We start from the raw sequence: 20,260 nt of genomic DNA on the forward strand, positions 1-20,260 counted from the left end.
GGCCGACCTGATTTGTCGATGTTTCTCCGGAGTGCCTGGTTGTATGGGGCCGTGGCTGAACGATCATGGTGCCGCCGCGCCGGTGCCGCCGGGGATACTTGAGGCATGACGAGGGTCATCGCGGGCAGCGCGGGCGGGCGGCGGCTGGCCGTCCCGGCGGGCCGGGACACGAGACCGACCAGCGACCGCGCGCGGGAGGGGCTGTTCTCCACCGTCCTCGCCCTGCTGGGCCCGCTGGACGGGCTGCGCGTCGCCGACCTCTACGCCGGGTCGGGCGCCGTCGGGCTTGAGGCGCTGTCGCGCGGGGCGGCGCACGCCCTACTGGTCGAGTCGCATCCGCGTGCGCTGAAGGTCGTCCGGCAGAACGCCGGGGCGCTCGGGCTGCCCGGCGCGGTGCCGTGCGGCGACAAGGTGGAGCGCCTCGTCCGCCGCCCGCCGGACCGTCCCTACGACCTGGTCTTCGCCGACCCGCCGTACGCGCTGCCGGACGCGGAGGTCACCCTCCTGCTGGAGAACCTGCGCGACCACGGCTGGACGACCCCGGACGCGCTCGTCGCCGTCGAGCGCGCCGCCCGGGGCCCCGCGCTGCGGTGGCCCGACGGCTACACCCCCGAACGCGACCGGCGCTACGGGGAGGCCGTCTTCTGGTACGGGCGCGCGACGGGTCACCGCGCCGCGGGCGGGTAGGAGTCGCGCATGAGGCCGGGCGTCGACCGCGCCGTGGGGCGCACCTGGATCATCTCGATCCTCATGATCATCGCGTTGCTGGCCAACATCACCTACGTGCAGGGCTTCCAGGCCCAGGACCTGCGGGACGACTCGCTCAACGCGCGCCAGTTCGAGGACCGCAACAAGATCGAGCGCGGCCCGATCGTCGCCGACGGCCAGCGCCTCGCCTGGTCGGAGACCGTCGAGGGCGACGACAAGAAGTACCAGCGGCGCTACAAGCAGAGCGAGGTGTTCGCGCCGATCACCGGGTACTTCTCGCCGTTCTCCCAGACCGGCCTGGAGAACGCCGCGAACCACGTCCTGGACGGCACCGACGACCGCCTCGCCACCACCAGCTTCGTCGACAAGCTGCTCGGCAAGCACGTGCCCGGCGGCACGGTGGAGGCCACGGTCGACGTGAAGGCCCAGCAGGCCGCCTACGCGGCGCTCCAGGACTCGGGCGCCCGCCGCGCCGCAGCCGTCGCGCTGGACGCCAAGACCGGCGCGATCCTCGTGATGGCCTCCACCCCCTCCTACGACGCCAACGACGTCTCCGTCCTGGACGGGAAGCAGGCGGGGAGGGCCTTCGAGCGGCTCAACCGCCAGCCGCTCAAGCCGCTGCTGAACAAGGCGACGAGCGAGCTGTTCCCGCCCGGGTCCACGTTCAAGACCGTGGTCGCCGCGTCCGCGCTGGCGAACGGCGTGGACGCCGGGACGCGGGTGCGGGCCGGGCGCTCCTACCGCCCGCCGGGCGCCGGGCAGGCGATCAACAACGACGCCGGCGACATCGGCGGCGACTGCGACCTGTCCGCGATCCCGCTGATCGACGCCTACGCCCAGTCGTGCAACACCACGTTCGCCTACATGGGCGCGCAGGAGCCGGGCAACGACGCCGTCCACGAGCGCGCCGCCGCCTTCGGCTTTGGCAAGGGCGTCGAGATCGAGCCGGGGATGCGGAGCGCCGCCAGCTCGTTCCCGAAGACCGACCAGCCCTCCCTCAGCGCGCTCGGCTCGATCGGGCAGGGCAGCACGGTCGCGACCCCGCTCCAGATGGCCATGGTCGCCGCCGGCGTCGCCAACGGCGGGAAGGTCATGCGGCCCTACCTGATCGACAAGGAGAAGGCGGCCGACGGGCAGGAGATCGGCCGCGCCGCCCCGAAGAAGCTGACCACCGCGCTGACCTCCGACCAGGCCGCTCAGGCCCAGGAGATGATGAAGGCGGTCGTGCGGAAGGGCACCGGCAAGAAGCTGGGCGGCTCGTCCGTCACCGGCGGCAAGACCGGTACCGCCGACGTCGAGGGCGCCCCCTACAACGACCGCTGGTTCATCGGCTTCGGCCCGCGCCCGGACGCCAGGTACGCGGTCGCGGTGATGACCGAGGCGGACGGCTACGGCATCGAGTCCGGCCCGATCGCCGCCAAGATCCTCGACGCGCTGGGAGACTGAGCCCGGCGGGGCGCTCCGGCGCCGGACCCCGGCGCAGGGCCCGGCGTAGGGTCGGGTGTGGGGCGCACCCGACCGGTTTGGTACGTTCGCGCCGCAGGTCAGAAACCGGGACCGAAGGGGTTCACCTAGTGCGCCGTGTCGTCTGTCCGGGATCGTTCGACCCCGTCACCAATGGGCACCTCGACATCATCAGCCGGGCCTCCCGCCTCTACGACGAGGTGGTCGTCGCCGTGCTGATCAACAAGAGCAAGAAGAGCCTGTTCACGGTCGAGGAGCGGGCCGACATGATCGCGCAGGTGACCGCGGAGTACGGCAACGTCAAGGTGGACACCTTCTACGGCCTCACCGTGGACTACTGCCGCGAGCAGGACATCCCCGTGATCGTCCGGGGGCTGCGGGCCGTCAGCGACTACGAGTACGAGCTCCAGATGGCGCAGATGAACCACCGGATCGCCGGGGTCGAGACGCTGTTCATGGCGACCAACCCCGAGTACGCGTTCCTGTCGTCGAGCCTGATGAAGGAGGTCGTCCGGTTCGGCGGCGACATCTCCGGGCTGGTCCCCGACCTCGTCCACGACCGGCTGGTGGCCCGCCTGCGCGACCCGGCCTGACCCCCGCACCCCGGAACGCGACTGGTCAGTGGGGCGCGAGTTGGGCCAACGGCCCGTGTTCGGTACTCTGGGATATCGGCCATCCCGGCGGCCGCCGTCCGCCGTGCCTCACGAAAGCAGGATTCCGCTGTCTCGCCTCGATCCCAAGGCCCCGCTCGTGCTCGACACCCGAGCTCTCAGCAGGCAACCCGGGTCGTCGAAGGACAAGAGCCTGTCCGTGCCGGCACCGGAGGACTTCGGCGTCGAGATGGTGGGCGTCCCCGAGGGCGCCGCGATCGAACTGGACCTGCGGTTCGAAGCGGTGCTGGAGGGGGTGCTGGTCACCGGCACGGCGACGGTCCCCCTGGAGGGGGAGTGCGCCCGCTGCCTCGACCCGATCGCCTCGACGTTCGAGGCGCGCTTCCAGGAGCTCTTCGTCTATCCTGACACCCGCTCCGGCGGGCACGCCGACGACGACGAGCTCCACCTCGAGGACGATCTGATCGACCTCGAACCGGTGCTCCGGGACGCGGTTCTGCTCACGCTGCCGCTGTCGCCACTGTGCCGGGACGACTGTCCCGGCCTGTGCCCCGACTGCGGCGTCCGGCTCGCGGACGCCGGACCGGATCACCACCACGACACCGCCGACCCCCGGTGGGCGGCGTTGCAGGGCCTGGCCGGCGGCGTGGCGCCGGCGCCCCCGGAAGGGGGACGCGGCGACGCCGGGTCCCGCGGTTCAACCGACCGACGAGAAGGAAAGCAGGAGGGCTGACGTGGCCGTCCCGAAGCGCAAGAAGTCGCGCAGCAACACGCGGCACCGTCGTTCCCAGTGGAAGGCCACCGCGCCGACCCTGGTCGACTGCCCGACGTGCCGCGACAAGAAGCTGCCGCACACCGCGTGCGCGTCGTGCGGCACCTACGACCGGCGGCAGGTCATCGCTCCGTCGGCCTGAGCTTTTCGCATCCCGGGGGCGGATCCGCGTGAACGCGCGGCCCGCCCCTTGAGGTGCGCGGGCACCCGACCACCCGGCGCGTGACGTCGGCGTGGTGACCGGCGCGGCGACCTGCGCCCGGAGCCGTGGTGCACGCCGGGATCAACCGACCGGCGCGCACCTCGTCTTCGCGGAGCCGGCGTCCCGGGGAACAACCCCGGACGTCGCGGCCCGAGCCCGGTGGTCCCCGTGACGGGGCCGCCGGTCTCCGGCCCGTTCCCGTGCCCGTCCGTCCTCGCCGCAGCGGCCGAACCGGCCGCACGCGCCACAACGGCGACCGCGCCCGAGCGCGGCGCCACGGCCTGCGAGGAGGGCCTGTGAGCGGCAAGAAGAGCGACCCCACACCGGACCGCGCGGAACTGAGCCGCGCGCTCGGTGTCGAGGTCACCGGCGACCTACTCGAACGCGCGCTGACGCACCGTTCGTACGCCTACGAGAACGGCGGCCTGCCGACCAACGAGCGCCTGGAGTTCCTCGGCGACTCGGTGCTCGGGCTCGTCGTCACCGACACCCTGTTCCGGGGGCATCCCGACCTGCCTGAGGGGCAGCTCGCCAAGCTGCGCGCCGCCGTGGTGAACATGCGCGCGCTCGCGGGCGTCGCCCGCGCGCTCGGCGTCGGCGCGCACATCCGGCTCGGCCGGGGCGAGGAGGGCACCGGCGGCCGGGACAAGGCCTCGATCCTCGCCGACACGCTGGAGGCGCTGATCGGCGCGGTCTACCTCGACCGCGGCCTGGACGAGGCGTCCGCGCTGGTGCACCGGCTGTTCGACGCGCTGATCGACCGGTCGGCGGGGCTCGGCGCCGGACTGGACTGGAAGACCTCGCTCCAGGAGCTGACGGCCGTCGAGGAGCTCGGCGTCCCCGAGTACCACGTCGCCGAGAGCGGGCCCGACCACCAGAAGACGTTCCGCGCGTCCGTCCGGGTCGGCGGGACGACCTACGGGGCGGGCGAGGGCCGCAGCAAGAAGGAGGCCGAGCAGCACGCCGCCGAGGCCGCCTGGAACGCGATCCGCGAGATCGTCGTCCAGCGGGACCCGGAGGCGCGGCAGCAGCAGCCCGCCCAGTCCGCCCAGTCCGCTCAGGCCGCCACGCCGCCGGCCGCGGCGTCCGCCGCTCCGGCGGGGGATGCGCCGTCCGGGAACTCGCGTTCCGCCGGGCTCGCCGGTGCCTGAGCTTCCCGAGGTCGAGGTCGTCCGGCGCGGGCTGGAGCGCTGGACGACCGGGCGGACCGTCGCGTCCGCCGAGGTGCTGCACCCGAGGGCGGTGCGCCGGCACGCGGCGGGCCCGGCCGACTTCGCCGGACGCCTCGCCGGCCGCACGATGCTCACGCCGCGCCGCCGGGGCAAGTACATGTGGCTGCCCCTCCAGGACGCCTCGTCGCGGGAGGAGCCGGGCGAGGCGCTGCTGGCGCACCTCGGCATGAGCGGGCAGCTGCTCATCGGCGACCCGGAGCGCGCGCGGGAGAAGCACCTGCGGGTCCGAGTGGAGTTCACTGACGGCGGCCGCGACCTGCGGTTCGTCGACCAGCGGACGTTCGGGCACCTGATGGTCTGCGACCTCGTGCCGGACGCGTTCAAGGAGCGCGACGGCAATAGCGATGGCACGGGTGATGGCACGGTCCCCGCGCTCGTCCCGGAGCCGGTCGCGCACATCGCCGCCGACCCGCTGGAGGACGCCTTCGACCCGGAGGCGTTCTACCGCGCGCTGCGCCGCCGCCGCACCGGGATCAAGCGGGCGCTGCTCGACCAGTCGCTGATCAGCGGGGTCGGCAACATCTACGCCGACGAGGCGCTGTGGCGCGCGAGGCTGCACTGGGCGCGGCCGACCGAGACGCTGACCCGGGCGGAGGCCGCGCGCGTCCTGGAGGGCGCCAGGGAGGTTATGGGCGCCGCCCTGGCCGTCGGCGGCACCTCGTTCGACAGCCACTACGTCGACGTGAACGGCGACAGCGGCTACTTCGAGCGGTCGCTGGACGCCTACGGCCGCCGGGACGAGCCGTGCCGCCGCTGCGGCACCCCCATCCGCCGGGACGTGTTCATGAACCGCTCGTCCTACAGCTGCCCGACGTGCCAGCCCCGTCCCCGCCGGGCAAGGTACTAACGCGAGGGGACGCGGGGGACCGCAGCGGAACAGCAACCGGGGGAGCGATGGACGAGCGACACGACGACGCCGAGGACGTGCGGCTGACGGCCTGGGTGCGGGGCCGCGTGCAGGGCGTGGGGTTCCGCTGGTGGGTGCGGGCGCGGGCGCTCGAACTGGGCCTGGCCGGCAGCGCGACGAACCTGCGGGACGGGCGGGTGGAGGTCGTGGCCGAGGGTCCGAGGCAGGCGTGCCAGCGGCTCCTGGACCTGCTCACGGCCGACCTGAGCGTCGAGGTGGCCGCCGACGCGGCGCCCGTGGCCGCCGCGCAGGAGGATCATCCGGTCCGTCCGGGGCGGGTGAGCGGGGTGACCGAGCGCTGGGGTGCGGCCCGCGGCGGCCTCGCCGGATTCCAGGAACGGTGATCGGGTAGGGATTTCCGGTTTGTACCTGCTAAACTAGTGGAGACAGGTTGTTACCGGCCTGTGATGTGCGTCTTGACCAGGACCGCGGCCGGTGCGACTCTAGATGATACGCGCACCGGCTTCGGTTGCTTCTTGTGCGCGATCCCTGCTGGTTACTCAGCGTGGAGGACCCTTAGTCATGGCGAAGGCTCTACTCGGCCACGTCGGCGGTCCCGACCCCCGGATGGTCGCGGAGATGCGGCGTCTTCAACGGCGCGTACGTGACCTGGAGGCCGAACTCGTACGGCTCCAGGCGGAGAACGACGCGCTGGCGACGGCGACGGACGACGACGTGATGTCGCTTGCGGTGAAGGACCGTGAACCGGCGCTGACCTGATCGGCGCCTTCTCTCGAAAGTGGACAGGGACGCCCTGACAAGGCGTCCCTTCTGTTTGCCGTCGCCGCGGTCGCGCGGCGGCGGACCCTCTCGTCCTCGGACACACAACGTGACCCCGGAAATCCGGAGCCGCGCTCTTTGCCGCGGCTCGGTCGCGGCCCGTCGCCGTTCCCGGGCGGCGCGAACCTTCAGGCTCCGGTCAAACCTCGGTGTGATTTCGGCCTGTCCGATTCTGAGATCCTTGGGACAATTGTCGGTATTTGGGGCCTACCGGGGCCCGCGACCCTCCGTGCCCCGAATCCTGCCCTCGGCCGCGCGTCCTGTACCCGCTCTCCCCGGAGACCGAGGTATAACGGAACATTGCCCGTCGACCGGGGCGCCGTGAGGAGGGAGGACGCGCTTGTACCTGAAGAACCTGACGCTTCGCGGGTTCAAGTCCTTCGCGTCCTCCACCACGCTCCGGTTCGAGCCGGGCATCACCGCCGTCGTCGGGCCCAACGGGTCGGGCAAGTCCAACGTGGTCGACGCGCTGGCGTGGGTGATGGGGGAGCAGGGCGCGAAGTCGCTGCGCGGCGGCAAGATGGAGGACGTCATCTTCGCCGGCACCGCCAGCCGGGCGCCGCTCGGCCGCGCCGAGGTCGTGCTGACGATCGACAACTCCGACGGCGCGCTGCCCATCGACTACTCCGAGGTCACGATCAGCCGGTTGATGTTCCGGTCCGGGTCGAGCGAGTACGCGATCAACGGCGACTCCTGCCGGCTGCTGGACATCCAGGAGCTCCTGTCGGACTCGGGCATCGGCCGCGAGATGCACGTCATCATCGGGCAGGGGCAGCTCGACCGCGTCCTGCACTCGGGGCCCGAGGGGCGCCGCGCGGTGATCGAGGAGGCCGCGGGCGTCCTCAAGCACCGCAAGCGCAAGGAGAAGGCGCTCCGCAAGCTGGACGCGATGCAGGGCAACCTGACCCGCGTCCAGGACCTCACCGGTGAGCTGCGCCGCCAGCTCAAGCCGCTCGGCAAGCAGGCCGAGATCGCCCGCCGCGCCGCCGTCATCCAGGCCGACCTGCGCGACGCCCGGTTGCGGCTGCTCGCCGACGACCTCGTCACGCTACGGACCCGGCTGGAGCAGGAGGCCGCCGACGAGGCGGCCGTCCGCACGCGGCGCACCGAGACCGAGCGGGCGCTCGGCGAGGCGCAGCGGCGCGAGGCGGTGCTGGAGGCCGAGGAGGCCGAGGAGGCGCCGAAGCTCGCGCGCGTCCAGGACACCTGGTTCCAGCTCTCGGCGCTGAAGGAGCGGCTGCGCGGCGTCGCCGACCTCGCCGCCGAGCGGCACCGCAACGCCGCCGAGGCGCGCGAGGACGACCGGCGCGGCCGCGACCCCGAGGACATGGAGCGCGAGGCCGCCGAGATCCGCGAGCAGGAGGAGATGCTCCGCGCCGCCCTGGAGGAGGCGCAGGACGGGCTGTCGCGGGCCGTCGAGGAGCGGTCGGGCGCCGAGGACGCGTTCGCGGGGGAGGAGCGCAGGCTCCAGGCCGCCGCGCGCGCCGCCGCCGACCGCCGCGAGGAGCTGGCCCGGCTGCGCGGCCGGGTCGAGGCGCTGCGCAGCAAGGCGCAGGCGGGCCGCTCGGAGATCGGGCGGCTCGCCGACGCGCGCGAGGAGGCCGGGCAGCGCGCCGAGGCCGCGCGGAGCGAGTTCGAGGCGTTCGAGGCCGAGGTCGTCGAGGACCCGGCGCTCGCCGCCGAGCACGAGCGGGCGCAGGAGGCGCTGGCCGCCGCCAAGGACGCCGCCGAGGAGGCCCGCGCCGCCGTCGACGGCCCGCGCGGCGCCCTGAAGGACGCGCGGTCGGCGGTCGGCGCGGCGCGCTCGGCCGACCAGGGCGCGCAGAAGAAGGTCACCGCGCTCCAGGCGCGGATCGAGGCGCTGAACCTGACGCTGGCGAGCGCCGCCGACGGCGGCGAGGCGCTGCTCGCGGCGGGCGCCGACGGGTCGCTCGACGGGGTGCTCGGCACGGTCGCGTCGCTGCTGAGCATCCGGCCGGGATACGAGACGGCGGTCGCCGCCGCGCTCGGCGACGCCGCCGAGGCCATCGCGGTCGGCTCGCTGGACACCGCCGAGGCCGCGCTGGCGCTGCTGCGCGCCCGCGAGGCCGGACGCGCCGGGCTGGTCGTCGGAGGCGGACCCGCGCACGACGCGGCCCGCGTCCCGGGGGTCGACTACGCGGCCGACGCGGTGGGCGTCCCGGAGGCCGTCCGCCCCGCACTCGCGTATCTGCTGCGCGACGTCGCCGTGGTCGATGACGTCCCGGCGGCCGTGGCGCTCGTCCGGCGCGAGCCGTCGCTGCGGGCCGTCACGCGCGACGGGGAGCTGGTCGGCGCGCACTGGGCGCGGGGCGGCGACGCGGGCGGCGGGCAGAGCCTGCTGCGGATGCGCGCCACCCTCGACGAGGCCACCGAGGACCTCGCCGCCGCCGAGACCGCCGCCGTCGCCGCCGCCGAGGGCCTCGCGGCCGCGATGGAGTCCGAGCAGGCGGCGCAGGCCGCGCTGGACGCCGCGCAGGCCGCCGCCAACCAGGCCCAGAACGGCGTGAACCAGGCCCAGGCCGACCTCGACCGCGTCCGCGCGCGGGTGCGGGAGTTCGACGCGCAGGCCGCGCAGGAGGCCAAGCGCGCCGCGCGGCTGGAGGCCGACGTCCGCGCGGCGCGGGGCGAGGCCGAGCGGCTGACCAAGGCGCTGGACGCGGCGAACGACTCCCTGGAGCAGGACGTCCGGGCCGCCGACGAGCTGGCGCTGCGGCTCGCCGAGTCCGAGGAGGCCGCCGAGGTCGCCGACGAGGTCGGCGAGGACACGCAGGCCCGCGACGAGCTGAACGCGCGCTGCCAGGAGCTGCGGGCGGCCGAGATGGAGGCGCGGCTCACCGTCCGCACGGCCGAGGAGCGCGTCCAGGCCATCGCCGGGCGCGCCGACGCCCTCGAACGCGGTGCCCGCCGCGAGCGCGAGGAACGTGCCCGCGCCGCGCAGCGCCGGGCCCGCCGCGAGCGGCAGGCGCGGGTCGCCGAGGCCGTGCTGAAGGGCGCGCGGACGGCGCTGGATCGCGTCGAGCTGTCGCTGGCCGCCGCCGTCCGGCGCCGGGAGGCCGCCGAGCAGGCCCGCGCCGCGCGCGAGGCCGAGCTGAAGGTCGTGCGCGGCCAGGTCCGCGAGCTGTCGGGCACGCTGGAGCGGCTGGTGAACGTCGTGCACGGCAACGAGGTCGCCCGCGCCGAGCAGCGGCTGCGCCTGGAGCAGCTCGAACAGCGCGCGCTGGAGGAGTTCGGCCTGGAGGTCGACTCGCTGGTCAACGAGTACGGGCCCGACCAGCCCGTCCCGCCCGACCCGGAGCAGGGGGAGGACGCGCAGCCGGTGCCCTACGAGCGGGCGGTCCAGGAGAAGCGCGCCAAGGTCGCCGAGCGGCAGCTCAACCAGCTCGGCAAGGTCAACCCGCTCGCGCTGGAGGAGTTCGCCGCGCTGGAGGAGCGGCACGCGTTCCTCACCTCGCAGCTGGAGGACCTGAAGAAGACCCAGCGGGAGCTGCTCGGCCTCGTCAAGGAGGTGGACGACCGGGTCCAGCAGGTGTTCGCCGCCGCCTACGACGACACCGCCCGCGAGTTCGAGCGGATCTTCGCGCGGCTGTTCCCCGGCGGGGAGGGCAGCCTGTCGCTGACCGAGCCCGGCGACATGCTCGCGACCGGCGTGGAGGTCGCCGCCCGCCCGCCCGGCAAGAAGGTCAAGCGGCTGTCGCTGCTGTCGGGCGGGGAGCGCTCGCTCGTGGCGATCGCCTTCCTCGTCGCGGTGTTCAAGGCGCGGCCGTCCCCCTTCTACGTGCTGGACGAGGTCGAGGCCGCGCTCGACGACACCAACACCCAGCGGCTGATCACCGTGTTCGAGGAGCTGCGCGAGTCGTCGCAGCTCATCGTCATCACCCACCAGAAGCGCACCATGGAGGGCGCCGACGCGCTCTACGGCGTCAGCATGCGCGGCGACGGCGTCACCCAGGTCGTCAGCCAGCGCCTCCGCGAGCACGAGCTCGCCTGAACACCGGCTCGCCTGAACGCCGCCGGGGTCAGTCCGCCGAGGCGGGCGCGGCGGCCGGCGTGAACAGGAAGCCGTCGCCGTCCGTCCGGCCGCAGGCGCTCTGGATCGCGTGCGCGCCGCCGGTGGCGCCGAGGTCGATGCCCACGCACATGCCGTTCGCGCGGGTCGCCTCCGGCACGAGCCGGTAGAGCTGCCCGGCCTTCGCCTGCCGCTTCGCCGGGTCGAGCCGGAACCGCTGGAGCCGGTCGTCGCCGCACGGCTTCATGTGCAGCGCGGCCCGCTCGTCGACGGTGTCGAGCGTGACGCAGCGCAGATGGCCCTGCGTCGTCCACGCCCTGAGCCGGAGGAGCGGCGCGCCGCCCGTGACCTCGGCGACCTCGATGCGCTGGTAGCGGTCGTCGGGGGCGCACCGGTCCCGCGCGAGCCGCGGCTCCAGATGGTCGTCGGGCAGGATCGACAGGCACTGGCCGTCGGGCGCGCCGCCGGTCACCGGCATGATCGTGTACCAGCCGGGACGCGGCGGCGGGATCCGGGACGTCGCGCTCGACGCCTCCCCGGACCGCTCGTGCCGCGACTCCCCGCCGAACGCGCCGAGCAGCGTCGACCCCACCAGCGCGATCGTGATGAACGCGGGCGCCGCGACCAGCAGCGACAGCGACCGCTTCGACCCGCCGCCGCGGCCCGGCCCGGCGCCGCGTCCGGACGTCTTGCGGTGCCGCGCCCCCTGCTCCGCCTTCGCGGGCGCCTCGCGGCGGCCGTGCCGTGCACCGGTGGGCTGGGTGTCGTCGGGCTGCGGCCTCCTGGGCGGCGCGGGCCTGCCGACGAGGCGCCGGTCTCCCTCGTCGATGGGCGGCCGCACATCGACGCCCCGCATCGGAATGGGGATGGTGGCGGGGTTCGCGCCCTGCGCGGGCGCGGGGCTGACGCGCGCATGCGCCCGAACCCACCGCTCACGGTCCTCCGGGACGAGACCGCATGCGGTCACGAACGCCAGCACGATCTCGCGGGACGGCAGGACGTCGCCCCCGAGCAGACCGGCCAGCCCGCCGGGGATCAGCACCCCGGCGGCCCAGACCCGTTCCTCGATCTCGGAAACGCGCAGGCCGGACCATTCCTGGAGGCGGCGCAGCAGGGCGACGAACTCCACTGGCCCGCCGGCGTTGTCCGGCTGGGGGGCCACCCTGGTAACCGGCACTGGTGTCCTTCCGCGGGCGGGGACGCGTGATTTCGTGGGCATCGTAGCGATCTCCTCGGCCGAAGTGGCTAATGTTCGCTATGCGGTCTCTTGGATTGATTCATTGGTCTTGACGTGATTCATGGCGCCCTGAACCCCGGCGCCGGTCTCGCGCCCGTCTCACGCTCGTCACACGTCCGTCCGATGGAGGGCCCTCCCGATGTCGCGCTCCGGCGACCCGTCCCCGCGGGCCCTGAGGCGTTCCGTCGAGACCCGCATCGGCACCACGTTCGTGCTCCTGATGCAGATGCGCGTGCTCATCGTCGGCGCGACCGTCCTCGCCGACGACAAGGTGCGGGGCGACCCGTGGGCGCTGTGCGTGCTGGCGGTGGCGGCGCTGCTGTCGGGCGTGGTGCTCGCGGGCTGGGAGCGGGTCGTGCTGCGGCTGTTCGAGCAGCCCGCGCTGCTGGCCTTCGACGTGCTCATCGGCTACGCGGTGCTGCGGGTCGGCGGGATCTTCGGCCCGTACTTCCTGCTCACGGTGGTCGCCGCCGGTCTCGCGGGGCTGCTGTACCGGTGGCAGGTCACCGCCCTGCTGTGCCTCCAGCAGACCGCCCTCTACTACACGGCGCTCTACCAGAGCCGGACGGACGAGACCGCCGCCGCGCTCCCGCTGCTCGTCGCGCTGCCCGCCTTCTACGTGAGCGGTGCGCTGGTCGGCACGGTGCTGCGGCGGCTGTTCGACGAGCACGCCGCCGCCGAGGAGGCCCGCTGGCGGATGGAGGCGCAGGCGATGGCCGCCGAGGAACGCTCCAGGCTGGCCAGGGAGATGCACGACTCGCTGACCGCGACGCTCGCCGGGATCGCGCTGTCGGCCACCGGCCTGCCCGCCTGGGTGCGCAGGTCGCCCGAGCGCGCCGAGACCGAGGCGCGGCGCATCGCCACCGCCGCGCAGGTCGCGACCCGCGAGGCGCGCTCGCTCATCGCCGAGCTGCGCGACGACGCCGTCCAGCGGCCGCTCGGCGAGGCGGTGGCCGAGCTCGCGACCGAGTGGGAGAGCGTCGCCGGTATCCCGGTGCGGGTGGAGGCCGAGCCGGGCGCCGACCTCCCGCTCCGGACGCGGCAAGAGCTGGTCACGATCGTGCGGGAGGCGCTGGAGAACGTCCGCCGGCACGCGCACGCGTCCCGCGTCGAGCTGACGGTGGCCTCCGTCCGGGACGGCGGCGCGGACGGCGCCGAGGACGGCCTGGAGGTGCGCGTTAGCGACGACGGCCGCGGCCTGCCGGTCCGGCCCGGCGGCGACGGCTGGCTGGACGCGCTCGCCCGTGACGGCCACTACGGCCTCGTCGGCATGCACGAGCGGGCCCGCCGCGCGGGCGGACGGCTGGAGGTGGTCTCGACGCCGGGCGCCGGGACCGTGATCATGGTGCGGATGCCGGCGGCGGGCGGCGGGCCCGAACCCGTGCGGGCCGCGTTGGGGAGGTAGTGATGGACGAGGGCTCGCCCGGGCGCTACCGCGTCCTGATCGTGGACGACAACGCCTTCATCAGGGCCGGGCTCACCTCCGCGCTGGAGGCGACCGACGACATCGAGGTCGTCGGCGAGGCCGGGGACGGGCAGCGGGCGCAGGAGCTGGCCTGGCAGCTGATGCCCGACGTCGTCCTGCTGGACGTGCGGATGCCGCGCACCGACGGGGTCAGCGCCGCCGCCGCGCTGAGCCGCGTCAGCCGCGTGATCATGCTGACGCAGGTGGAGGAGCCCGACGTGGTGCTGTCGGCCGTCCGCAACGGCGCGGTCGGCTACCTCGTGCACAACACGTTCACGGTGGACGAGCTCGCCGAGGCGATCCGGGACACGGTGCGGCACCGGGCCCACCCCCTCTCGCACGCGGCCAGCGCCGCGCTCATCGACGCCGCGCGGACGGACCGGGCCGCCGCGCCCGCCGCCGATCCGGCGGAGCGGCGCGCGCGGTTCGGCCTTTCGGCCCGCGAGGTCCAGGTCATGGACCTCATCGTGCGCGGTCATGCGAATCAGGACATCGCGGCCAAGCTATTTCTCACCGAGAAGACCGTCAAGAACTATATCAATCGCATTTACGCGAAGCTCGGGGCGCCGAACCGGGCGACGGCCATCGTCACCTGGCTCGGAATGCCTCCGCAGGGCTGATCCGCGCCTCCGCATTTGGGGCCCCGAGCGGCCCCGAGTAGGGCCCTAGGGCCCTACGGCCGCCTGTTCCCGCTCCGTAGCGTTCCGGTCGAAGGAACTGAGGCAAGGCCGGTCCTTTTTCCTCCGGGCCGCCGTGAATCTCCCTCTTCTGGAGGCCCCCATGCATTTTTTGAACCAGAACAGAATGGCGCTGCTCACCGGCGGGATAATGGCGGCCGCGGTGTCCGCGGCGGCGGCCCTCCAGGGCGGGACGGCCGACCCCGCGCGATCGGCGGTGCCCGCCGGGGCGCTGGAGCACGCGGCCCCGGCCGTCACGGTCGCGAAGCCGGACGCCCGGTCCCGCGAGGACGCCTGGGACGCCGCGAAGCACGGGGACTCAGCGCAGCACGGGGACGCCGCGACCGGCGGGCCGGCCACCGCCGCGCGGCGCTACGGGTGGGGGCGTCCCGTCGCGTCCGACGACTTCCGCCGGCTCGACCCGCGCGCCTGGGAGGTCTACGAGGGCAAGGGGAACGGCGGGCTCGGCAGGCGCGTGCGGAGCGCGGTGACCGTGCGGAACGGCACGCTGCGGATCACCGGGAAGAAGAACGGCGACACCGGCGGCGTCGCCTGGCTGCGGGGGGCGCAGAAGCGGGGGCGCTGGGAGGCGCGCGTCCGGATGAACCGCGCCTGCGCCTGCTACAACGCCAACCTGCTGCTCTGGCCGGTCGGCGGCGGCGGGGGCACCGACCCGCAGGGCGGCGGCGGCGAGATCGACTACATGGAGACCTACGGCGACAACGGCCTGCGCCAGGGCACCAACTTCTTTCTCCACTACGGGCCGGAGAAGCACGCCAGCCGCCTGGACGCGCGGGTCAAGACGGACCTGCGGAAATGGCACGCGTTCGCCGTCGAGTGGACGGCGACGTCCATGACCGCCTACATCGACGGCCGCCCGTGGTTCAGGACCGGGAACCGCAAGGCGCTGCCGCCCGGGAAGATGGGCCAGGCCATTCAGCTCGACTGGTTCCCGAGCCTGCGGAAACGGACCGCGCACGGAGTCGACAGGACCTCTCCCGCCACCCTTGAGGTCGACTGGATCCGCATGTATTCGCTCGGCAGGAAGTGAGCACCCCCATCGGAAGTGAGCACCCCCCTCGGATGAGAGCACCGCCCCCTCGGACCCTCCCCGAGGGGGCGGCCGCATCGGTCCCCGAGGCCCGGGGCCGTGGGCCCCCAGGCACGGCGTCCCGTCAGCGGAAGATCTGCCAGTTCTCCTCGTCGCGCCGCAGGGTGAACCTCGCCTGGAGCGTCTTCTCGGTCATGCTGCCGGCCGTCCAGTGCAGCGCGGAGAACGGGATGACGGCCTCCTCGCCCTTGAGCCGTCCGCCGGTCACGACGACGGTCCGCAGCGCCTGGCGCTCCTGCGGCCGCAGCACGTGCGGCATGTTCTTGACCCCGATCGCGCAGTCGCCGCCGATCGGTGGGCCCTTGAAGAACGGGCTGTCCGGCGCGACGTAGCGGCAGACGGCCTCGTCGCCCGCCGCCTGCCCGCGCAGGAACGCCTGCAACGCGGCCCGCGCCCCCTCGATGCCCTCGCCCGAGGCCGGGTCGGGCGCCGCCGCCGTGGGCGTGGCCTTCGGCGTGGGCGGGGGCGTGTACACCTTCTCGGCCTTGTCGGAGTCGTCACCGCCGCAGGCCGCCGCGAGCAGTGCCACCACCAGCAGTGTCACCGGGGGCGCGACGCGGATGGAGCGGACCAGAGATGGATGTGCCATGGCTAGCCTTCCTCAGGCGGGGTTTCCGCACGCGCTTCGAGACCCGACCAACGCCGCGTACACGATTCGACACGGCATGATCAGGCGGCCTTGCGAAGATTAACGTCCTTCGGGGTGGTTGACCAGGGCCGAAAAGGCGCCGGGCCGCGTCCGGACGGAGGACGTCGCGCACCCTATCGGAGTGGGCGCGGCGACCCGTCCGAACGGCATTCCGCCGGTAGGGTCCCCCATTCGCCCGGATGGGGTCCTAGGGCCCTACGGGAGCCAATTGCGGATCTGTAGCGTTCGGAACCGAGGGCGGACGGAAAACGCGTCCTTCCAGGGGAAACTCGCGAATGAGTAGACGGATCGCGGGACGGTTCGCCGTGCCGGCGCGCGCCGCTGGGGGGACGGGGATCACCGGCGCACGGGAACACCGGTCGTCCGGGCCGAGGGGACGGCGGGTCGCCACGCTTTCCGGGCACCCGCCGACGGCGCGGCCGGGCCCGGCCCGGTGCCTCCGGCCGGGGGCAGGCACCGGGCCGGCCCCCGGTCGGGGCGGCCCCGGTGGCCCTCTCGCGCCGGGGTTCCGGGGCCCGCGCACAAGGACCGTTCCGGTGCCCGTCCGCCGGGACCGTTCCGGCGTCGAAGCGGCGAAACAGCGGCCGGGAAATGTCGATTCCGGCATCCCGGCAACGTCGCAGGCCGCCCTGATTCGGATGCACTCAACGTGATTACTCGGCGACGGTCGCGGGCTTGTGCGTGATCATGCGATCCACTACGCATGTGCACCGTGGTTCTCAGGCTCTCCTTCCGTGCCGGCGACCCCGCCCGGCGCGCAGAACCACGTGAGAGGTGTGCTATGGATCCGCAACGACTGAAGCAGAACTTCGAGCAGGTCGGTGCCAACGGAATTGACGTCGCCGAATACTTCTACGCAGATCTGTTCGGCCGGGAACCGCAGCTCAGACCGTTGTTCCCGGCCGCGATGACAAAGCAGCACGAGAAACTGCTGAGCGCGCTGTCGCATATCGTGTCGATGGTCGACGACCCGCAGGGCCTCGTCCCGTTCCTTTCGGAGCTCGGGCGGCGGCACCGGGGCTTCGGCGTCCAGCATGAGCACTATCCGCAGGTCGGCGCGAGCCTGATCGCCACGCTGGCGTTCTTCAGCGGACCCGACTGGGACGAGGACCTGGAGCGCGACTGGCAGGCCGCCTACGGCGTGGTCGCCCAGGTCATGTCCGAGGCCGCGACCGAGCCCGTCGCCTGAGCGCCCGTGGACCCCCAGCGCCTCAAGGCGAGCTTCGCCCGCGTCGCCGAGCAGGGCGACGCCGTCGCCCTGTTCTTCTACGCCGACCTGTTCGTCCGCAACCCGCACCTGCGCGACATGTTCCCCGTCGGCATGAGCGGCCAGCGCGACAAGCTGCTGCGCGCCCTCGGGCACATCGTCTCCCAGGTGGACGACCTGCCGAACCTGCTGCCGTTCGTGCAGCAGCTCGGCCGCGACCACCGCCGGTTCGGGATCGTCGCCGAGCACTACCCGCAGGTCGGCGCCAGCCTCGTCGCCACCCTCCGGCAGTTCTCCGGGGCGGACTGGAGCGAGGAGCTGGCAGCGGACTGGACCGCCGCCTACGGCCTGATCGCCAAGGTCATGCTGGAGGCCGCCGACGAGGACGCGCTGAACAGCCCCGCCTGGTGGAACGGGCTGGTCGTCGGCGTCGAGCGGCGGCGCTTCGACATCGCCGTCCTGCGCGTCCAGCCGGACCGGCCGCTGCCCTACGTGCCCGGCCAGTCGGTCGCCGTGGAGGTCCCCGCGCGGCTGCGGCACTGGCGCTACTACTCGATGGCGAACGCGCCGCGCCCCGACAACACCGTGGACTTCCACGTCCGGCTGGTGGACGGCGGGCCGGTCAGCACCGTCCTGGTCCGCTCCGTCCAGACCGGCGACCGGATCCGGATGGGCGCCCCCATCGGCACCCTCACGCTGGACGAGTCGTCCCCGCGGGACGTCCTGCTCATCGCGGGCAGCACCGGGCTGGCACCGCTCAAGGCGATCCTCGAACAGCTCGCGCGGCGCCCCGTCCCGCCGCGCGTGCACCTGTTCTTCGGCGCCCGCGACCGCGACGGCCTCTACGACCTGGAGGACCTGACCAAGCTCGCCAACGAGCATCCCTGGCTCACGGTCGTGCCCGCGGTGTCGGACGAGTCCGCCGGGCACGGCTTCTCCGCGCTGCTCCAGTCCGGGGACGGCGACGTGGAGTACGGGAACCTCCCCGACGTCGTGGCCCGGCGCGGCCCCTGGGACGCCCACGACGCCTACGTGTGCGGCTCGCCCGAGATGGTGGGGCGGACCGTCGAGCGCCTCACGCGGCTCGGCGTCGACCGCGCGCGCGTCCGGCTGGAAACCTACGCAGACGCCCAGAGGTGAGCACGATGAACTCCCCGAACCTTCCCGTCGTGCCCGACGGCTCCCGGCTGACGCCGGGCGAGCTCCAGGCGGTGGTGTTCGCGCGGGCCGCCCTCGGCCGCCGCGGCTACGACGAGGACGAGGTCCGCGCCTTCCTGCAATACGTGGAGCGGGAACTCGTCCAGATCCTCAACGACAAGTCCTCGCTCGCGGACGAGGTGGACCGGTTGCGCGCCCAGCTCGCCAAGGGCGGGCCCGGGGTGATGGCGCCCGAGGACGCGCACTTCCAGGCCGTCCGCATCCTGTCGCAGGCGCAGCAGACCGCCGACCTCTACGTCGCCGACGCCGAGCGCTACACCCGCGAGCTGGCGCACGAGGCCCGGCTGCATCGCGAGGCGATCCTGTCCGACGCCAAGGGGCGCGCCGAGCACCTCCTGGAGGACGCCCACCGCCGGGCCGCCGAGGTCGCCGCCGCGGCGGTCCGCTCGAACCCGCCCGCCCCCGTCCCGTCCGACGCGCCCGGCACCCCCGTCCTCGCGGGCGCGGGCGCCCCCGCGCCGTCCCGGCTCCCGGACGAGGAACGCCGCCGCATGGAACAGGAGATCGCCTACCTGCGCACCTACAGCGACGTCTACCGCACCCACCTCCGCTCCTACCTGGAGGCCCTCCTGCGGAACGTGGACGAATGGGAGAGCTCCGAACGCTCGTCCATCCCCCACCCCCCGCCCCATTCCTGAACCGCAACGTCCCTGGGAGGGGGCGGGTACGGGCGCGCCGTTGCCTCGCGGGACGAGGACCCGGGGCGTCGCGATAGTGTCGCGATCGCGTGCGACGCCGGTGATCGCCGCAGCGCCCGCCACAGGAGGGCGCTCAACCGCCCGGCGCCGAGGGCGCTGCGAGTAGACAGGGGGCGCTATGGAGTACTTGATCGTCATCGCGGGGCTGGTCGCCGTCGCCCTGGTCGTCGGCGGCGCCGTGTTCCTGCGGCCGGGCCGCCGGGCGCAGCGGCCGCCGGTCGAGCCGGGGCCCACGCGCGGCGGCGGCGGGGGTGCGACCGCCGTCGACGAGGCGGAGGCCACCGCGCCGACCATCGAACGCGCGCCGCCCACCGAGGCCGCGCCGCCGGCCGTCGAGATCGAGCAGCCGCCGCCGGGCGCCGGACGCCTCGTCCGGCTGCGGGCGCGGCTCGCCCGCTCGCAGAACGCCTTCGGCAAGACCCTCCTCGGCCTCCTGTCGCGCGAGACGCTCGACGACGACGCGTGGGAGGAGCTGGAGGACACGCTGATCACCGCGGACATGGGCGCCGCCGTCGCCCGCCAGGTCACCGACGATCTGCGCACCCGCGTGCAGGTGCTCGGCACCCGCGACCCCGCCGAGGTCCGCGCGCTCCTCAAGGACGAACTGGTCAAGCAGATCGGCGCCGACCTCGACCGCTCGCTGGCCACCGAGCCGCACGGCAACCGCCCGGCCGTCGTCATGGTCGTCGGCGTCAACGGCACCGGCAAGACCACCACCTGCGGCAAGCTCGCGCGGGTCCTGGTCGGCGACGGGCGCACCGTCCTGCTCGGCGCCGCCGACACCTTCCGCGCCGCCGCCGCCGAGCAGCTGGAGACCTGGGGCTCGCGGGTGGGCGCGCAGGTCGTCCGCAAGGACGAGGGCACCGACCCCGCCAGCGTCGCCTTCGACGCCGTCCGGCAGGGGATCGAGAGCAAGGTCGACACGGTCATCGTCGACACCGCCGGGCGGCTGCACACCAAGACCGGCCTGATGGACGAGCTGGGCAAGGTCAAGCGCGTCGTGGAGAAGCAGGCCGAGGTCGACGAGGTGCTGCTCGTCCTCGACGCGACCACGGGGCAGAACGGCATGCAGCAGGCCCGCGTGTTCGCCGAGGTCGTCAACATCACCGGCGTCGTGCTGACCAAGCTGGACGGCACCGCCAAGGGCGGCATCGTCGTCCAGGTGCAGCGGGAGCTGGGCGTCCCGGTGAAGCTGGTCGGCCTGGGCGAGGGCCCCGACGACCTGGCCCCGTTCGAGCCCGAGGCGTTCGTGGACGCGATCCTCGGCGACTGACCTTCTAGGCCGCGCCCCGTGA

The 20,260-nt window shown here is 73.7% G+C and carries 20 protein-coding genes; 18 read left to right on the forward strand and 2 right to left on the reverse strand.

Annotated features, from left to right (window positions below; translation table 11 throughout):
• Positions 1 to 105 precede the first annotated feature (105 nt).
• The 11 genes from rsmD to smc all read left to right on the forward strand — a co-directional run bounded on the left by rsmD (position 106) and on the right by smc (position 10,685).
• Positions 106 to 687, forward strand: coding sequence for a 16S rRNA (guanine(966)-N(2))-methyltransferase RsmD (rsmD, locus tag K2F47_RS04515; protein ID WP_242901377.1), 582 nt, complete (start codon positions 106 to 108; stop codon positions 685 to 687).
• A gap of 9 nt (positions 688 to 696) precedes the next feature.
• Complete coding sequence (locus tag K2F47_RS04520; protein ID WP_242901378.1) at positions 697 to 2,154, forward strand: penicillin-binding transpeptidase domain-containing protein; 1,458 nt, start codon at positions 697 to 699, stop codon at positions 2,152 to 2,154.
• 128 nt (positions 2,155 to 2,282) lie between these two features.
• Positions 2,283 to 2,765, forward strand: a complete 483-nt coding sequence (coaD, locus tag K2F47_RS04525) for a pantetheine-phosphate adenylyltransferase (protein WP_242901379.1) — start codon at positions 2,283 to 2,285, stop codon at positions 2,763 to 2,765.
• 157 nt (positions 2,766 to 2,922) lie between these two features.
• Positions 2,923 to 3,516, forward strand: coding sequence for a YceD family protein (locus K2F47_RS04530; protein WP_242901380.1), 594 nt, complete (start codon positions 2,923 to 2,925; stop codon positions 3,514 to 3,516).
• Between the two features lies 1 nt (position 3,517).
• A complete protein-coding gene (gene rpmF / locus K2F47_RS04535; protein ID WP_214620717.1) occupies positions 3,518 to 3,697 on the forward strand; it encodes a 50S ribosomal protein L32 in 180 nt (59 codons plus the stop codon).
• 228 nt (positions 3,698 to 3,925) lie between these two features.
• On the forward strand, positions 3,926 to 4,057 hold the full coding sequence (locus tag K2F47_RS40440; RefSeq protein WP_272496430.1) for a hypothetical protein: 132 nt from the start codon (positions 3,926 to 3,928) through the stop codon (positions 4,055 to 4,057).
• 38 nt (positions 4,058 to 4,095) lie between these two features.
• The gene (rnc, locus tag K2F47_RS04540) at positions 4,096 to 4,908 is read left to right on the forward strand and encodes a ribonuclease III (protein ID WP_242902563.1); all 813 of its coding nucleotides are present in this window, start codon (positions 4,096 to 4,098) and stop codon (positions 4,906 to 4,908) included.
• A complete protein-coding gene (gene mutM, locus K2F47_RS04545) occupies positions 4,901 to 5,836 on the forward strand; it encodes a bifunctional DNA-formamidopyrimidine glycosylase/DNA-(apurinic or apyrimidinic site) lyase (protein WP_242901381.1) in 936 nt (311 codons plus the stop codon). The genes rnc and mutM overlap by 8 nt, the downstream gene beginning before the upstream one ends.
• Positions 5,837 to 5,883: 47 nt before the next feature.
• Positions 5,884 to 6,240, forward strand: coding sequence for an acylphosphatase (locus K2F47_RS04550; protein ID WP_242901382.1), 357 nt, complete (start codon positions 5,884 to 5,886; stop codon positions 6,238 to 6,240).
• 178 nt (positions 6,241 to 6,418) lie between these two features.
• Positions 6,419 to 6,616 carry a hypothetical protein gene (locus K2F47_RS04555; protein WP_242901384.1) on the forward strand — a complete coding sequence of 66 codons (198 nt, stop codon included), beginning with the start codon at positions 6,419 to 6,421 and terminating at the stop codon, positions 6,614 to 6,616.
• Between the two features lie 400 nt (positions 6,617 to 7,016).
• Complete coding sequence (gene smc, locus K2F47_RS04560) at positions 7,017 to 10,685, forward strand: chromosome segregation protein SMC (RefSeq protein WP_242901386.1); 3,669 nt, start codon at positions 7,017 to 7,019, stop codon at positions 10,683 to 10,685.
• 28 nt (positions 10,686 to 10,713) lie between these two features.
• Here smc and K2F47_RS04565 read toward each other — a convergent pair whose 3' ends face one another.
• Complete coding sequence (locus K2F47_RS04565; RefSeq protein ID WP_242901387.1) at positions 10,714 to 11,865, reverse strand: hypothetical protein; 1,152 nt, start codon at positions 11,863 to 11,865, stop codon at positions 10,714 to 10,716.
• Between the two features lie 214 nt (positions 11,866 to 12,079).
• Between K2F47_RS04565 and K2F47_RS04570 the strand changes: the two genes are divergently transcribed.
• The 3 genes from K2F47_RS04570 to K2F47_RS04580 all read left to right on the forward strand — a co-directional run bounded on the left by K2F47_RS04570 (position 12,080) and on the right by K2F47_RS04580 (position 15,133).
• Positions 12,080 to 13,345: a sensor histidine kinase gene (locus tag K2F47_RS04570; RefSeq protein ID WP_242901389.1), complete on the forward strand. Its 1,266-nt coding sequence runs from the start codon at positions 12,080 to 12,082 to the stop codon at positions 13,343 to 13,345.
• A gap of 2 nt (positions 13,346 to 13,347) precedes the next feature.
• Positions 13,348 to 14,025 (forward strand): response regulator transcription factor, encoded by a 678-nt coding sequence (locus K2F47_RS04575; protein ID WP_242901390.1) that lies wholly within the window; start codon positions 13,348 to 13,350, stop codon positions 14,023 to 14,025.
• Positions 14,026 to 14,185: 160 nt separating this feature from the next.
• Positions 14,186 to 15,133: a glycoside hydrolase family 16 protein gene (locus K2F47_RS04580; protein ID WP_242901391.1), complete on the forward strand. Its 948-nt coding sequence runs from the start codon at positions 14,186 to 14,188 to the stop codon at positions 15,131 to 15,133.
• Between the two features lie 124 nt (positions 15,134 to 15,257).
• Here the strand turns inward: K2F47_RS04580 and K2F47_RS04585 are convergent, their stop codons facing one another.
• On the reverse strand, positions 15,258 to 15,782 hold the full coding sequence (locus K2F47_RS04585; RefSeq protein WP_242901393.1) for a hypothetical protein: 525 nt from the start codon (positions 15,780 to 15,782) through the stop codon (positions 15,258 to 15,260).
• Between the two features lie 841 nt (positions 15,783 to 16,623).
• Here K2F47_RS04585 and K2F47_RS04590 point away from each other — a divergent pair.
• From K2F47_RS04590 to ftsY, 4 genes are all read left to right on the forward strand, one after another.
• On the forward strand, positions 16,624 to 17,031 hold the full coding sequence (locus tag K2F47_RS04590) for a globin domain-containing protein (protein WP_242901395.1): 408 nt from the start codon (positions 16,624 to 16,626) through the stop codon (positions 17,029 to 17,031).
• Positions 17,032 to 17,037: 6 nt separating this feature from the next.
• Positions 17,038 to 18,189 (forward strand): globin domain-containing protein, encoded by a 1,152-nt coding sequence (locus tag K2F47_RS41240; RefSeq protein ID WP_242901397.1) that lies wholly within the window; start codon positions 17,038 to 17,040, stop codon positions 18,187 to 18,189.
• 5 nt (positions 18,190 to 18,194) lie between these two features.
• Entirely contained in the window at positions 18,195 to 18,905 is a 711-nt protein-coding gene (locus tag K2F47_RS04600; protein WP_242901398.1) for a DivIVA domain-containing protein, read from the forward strand.
• Positions 18,906 to 19,083: 178 nt separating this feature from the next.
• Positions 19,084 to 20,238 (forward strand): signal recognition particle-docking protein FtsY, encoded by a 1,155-nt coding sequence (gene ftsY / locus K2F47_RS04605; RefSeq protein ID WP_242901402.1) that lies wholly within the window; start codon positions 19,084 to 19,086, stop codon positions 20,236 to 20,238.
• Positions 20,239 to 20,260: the final 22 nt, after the last annotated feature.

This window comes from Actinomadura terrae, assembly GCF_022751215.1.
Taxonomy (GTDB): domain Bacteria; phylum Actinomycetota; class Actinomycetes; order Streptosporangiales; family Streptosporangiaceae; genus Spirillospora; species Spirillospora terrae.

Bases quoted from the DNA above. Each gene is read 5' to 3' on its own strand.
- K2F47_RS04550 (WP_242901382.1), top strand. From the start codon at position 5,884: ATGGACGAGCGACACGACGACGCCGAGGACGTGCGGCTGACGGCCTGG.
- K2F47_RS04520 (WP_242901378.1), top strand. From the start codon at position 697: ATGAGGCCGGGCGTCGACCGCGCCGTGGGGCGCACCTGGATCATCTCG.
- K2F47_RS04575 (WP_242901390.1), top strand. From the start codon at position 13,348: ATGGACGAGGGCTCGCCCGGGCGCTACCGCGTCCTGATCGTGGACGAC.
- K2F47_RS04600 (WP_242901398.1), top strand. From the start codon at position 18,195: ATGAACTCCCCGAACCTTCCCGTCGTGCCCGACGGCTCCCGGCTGACG.
- rsmD (WP_242901377.1), top strand. From the start codon at position 106: ATGACGAGGGTCATCGCGGGCAGCGCGGGCGGGCGGCGGCTGGCCGTC.
- K2F47_RS04585 (WP_242901393.1), bottom strand. From the start codon at position 15,782: ATGGCACATCCATCTCTGGTCCGCTCCATCCGCGTCGCGCCCCCGGTG.
- K2F47_RS04580 (WP_242901391.1), top strand. From the start codon at position 14,186: ATGCATTTTTTGAACCAGAACAGAATGGCGCTGCTCACCGGCGGGATA.
- ftsY (WP_242901402.1), top strand. From the start codon at position 19,084: ATGGAGTACTTGATCGTCATCGCGGGGCTGGTCGCCGTCGCCCTGGTC.
- K2F47_RS04555 (WP_242901384.1), top strand. From the start codon at position 6,419: ATGGCGAAGGCTCTACTCGGCCACGTCGGCGGTCCCGACCCCCGGATG.
- K2F47_RS04590 (WP_242901395.1), top strand. From the start codon at position 16,624: ATGGATCCGCAACGACTGAAGCAGAACTTCGAGCAGGTCGGTGCCAAC.
- K2F47_RS04570 (WP_242901389.1), top strand. From the start codon at position 12,080: ATGTCGCGCTCCGGCGACCCGTCCCCGCGGGCCCTGAGGCGTTCCGTC.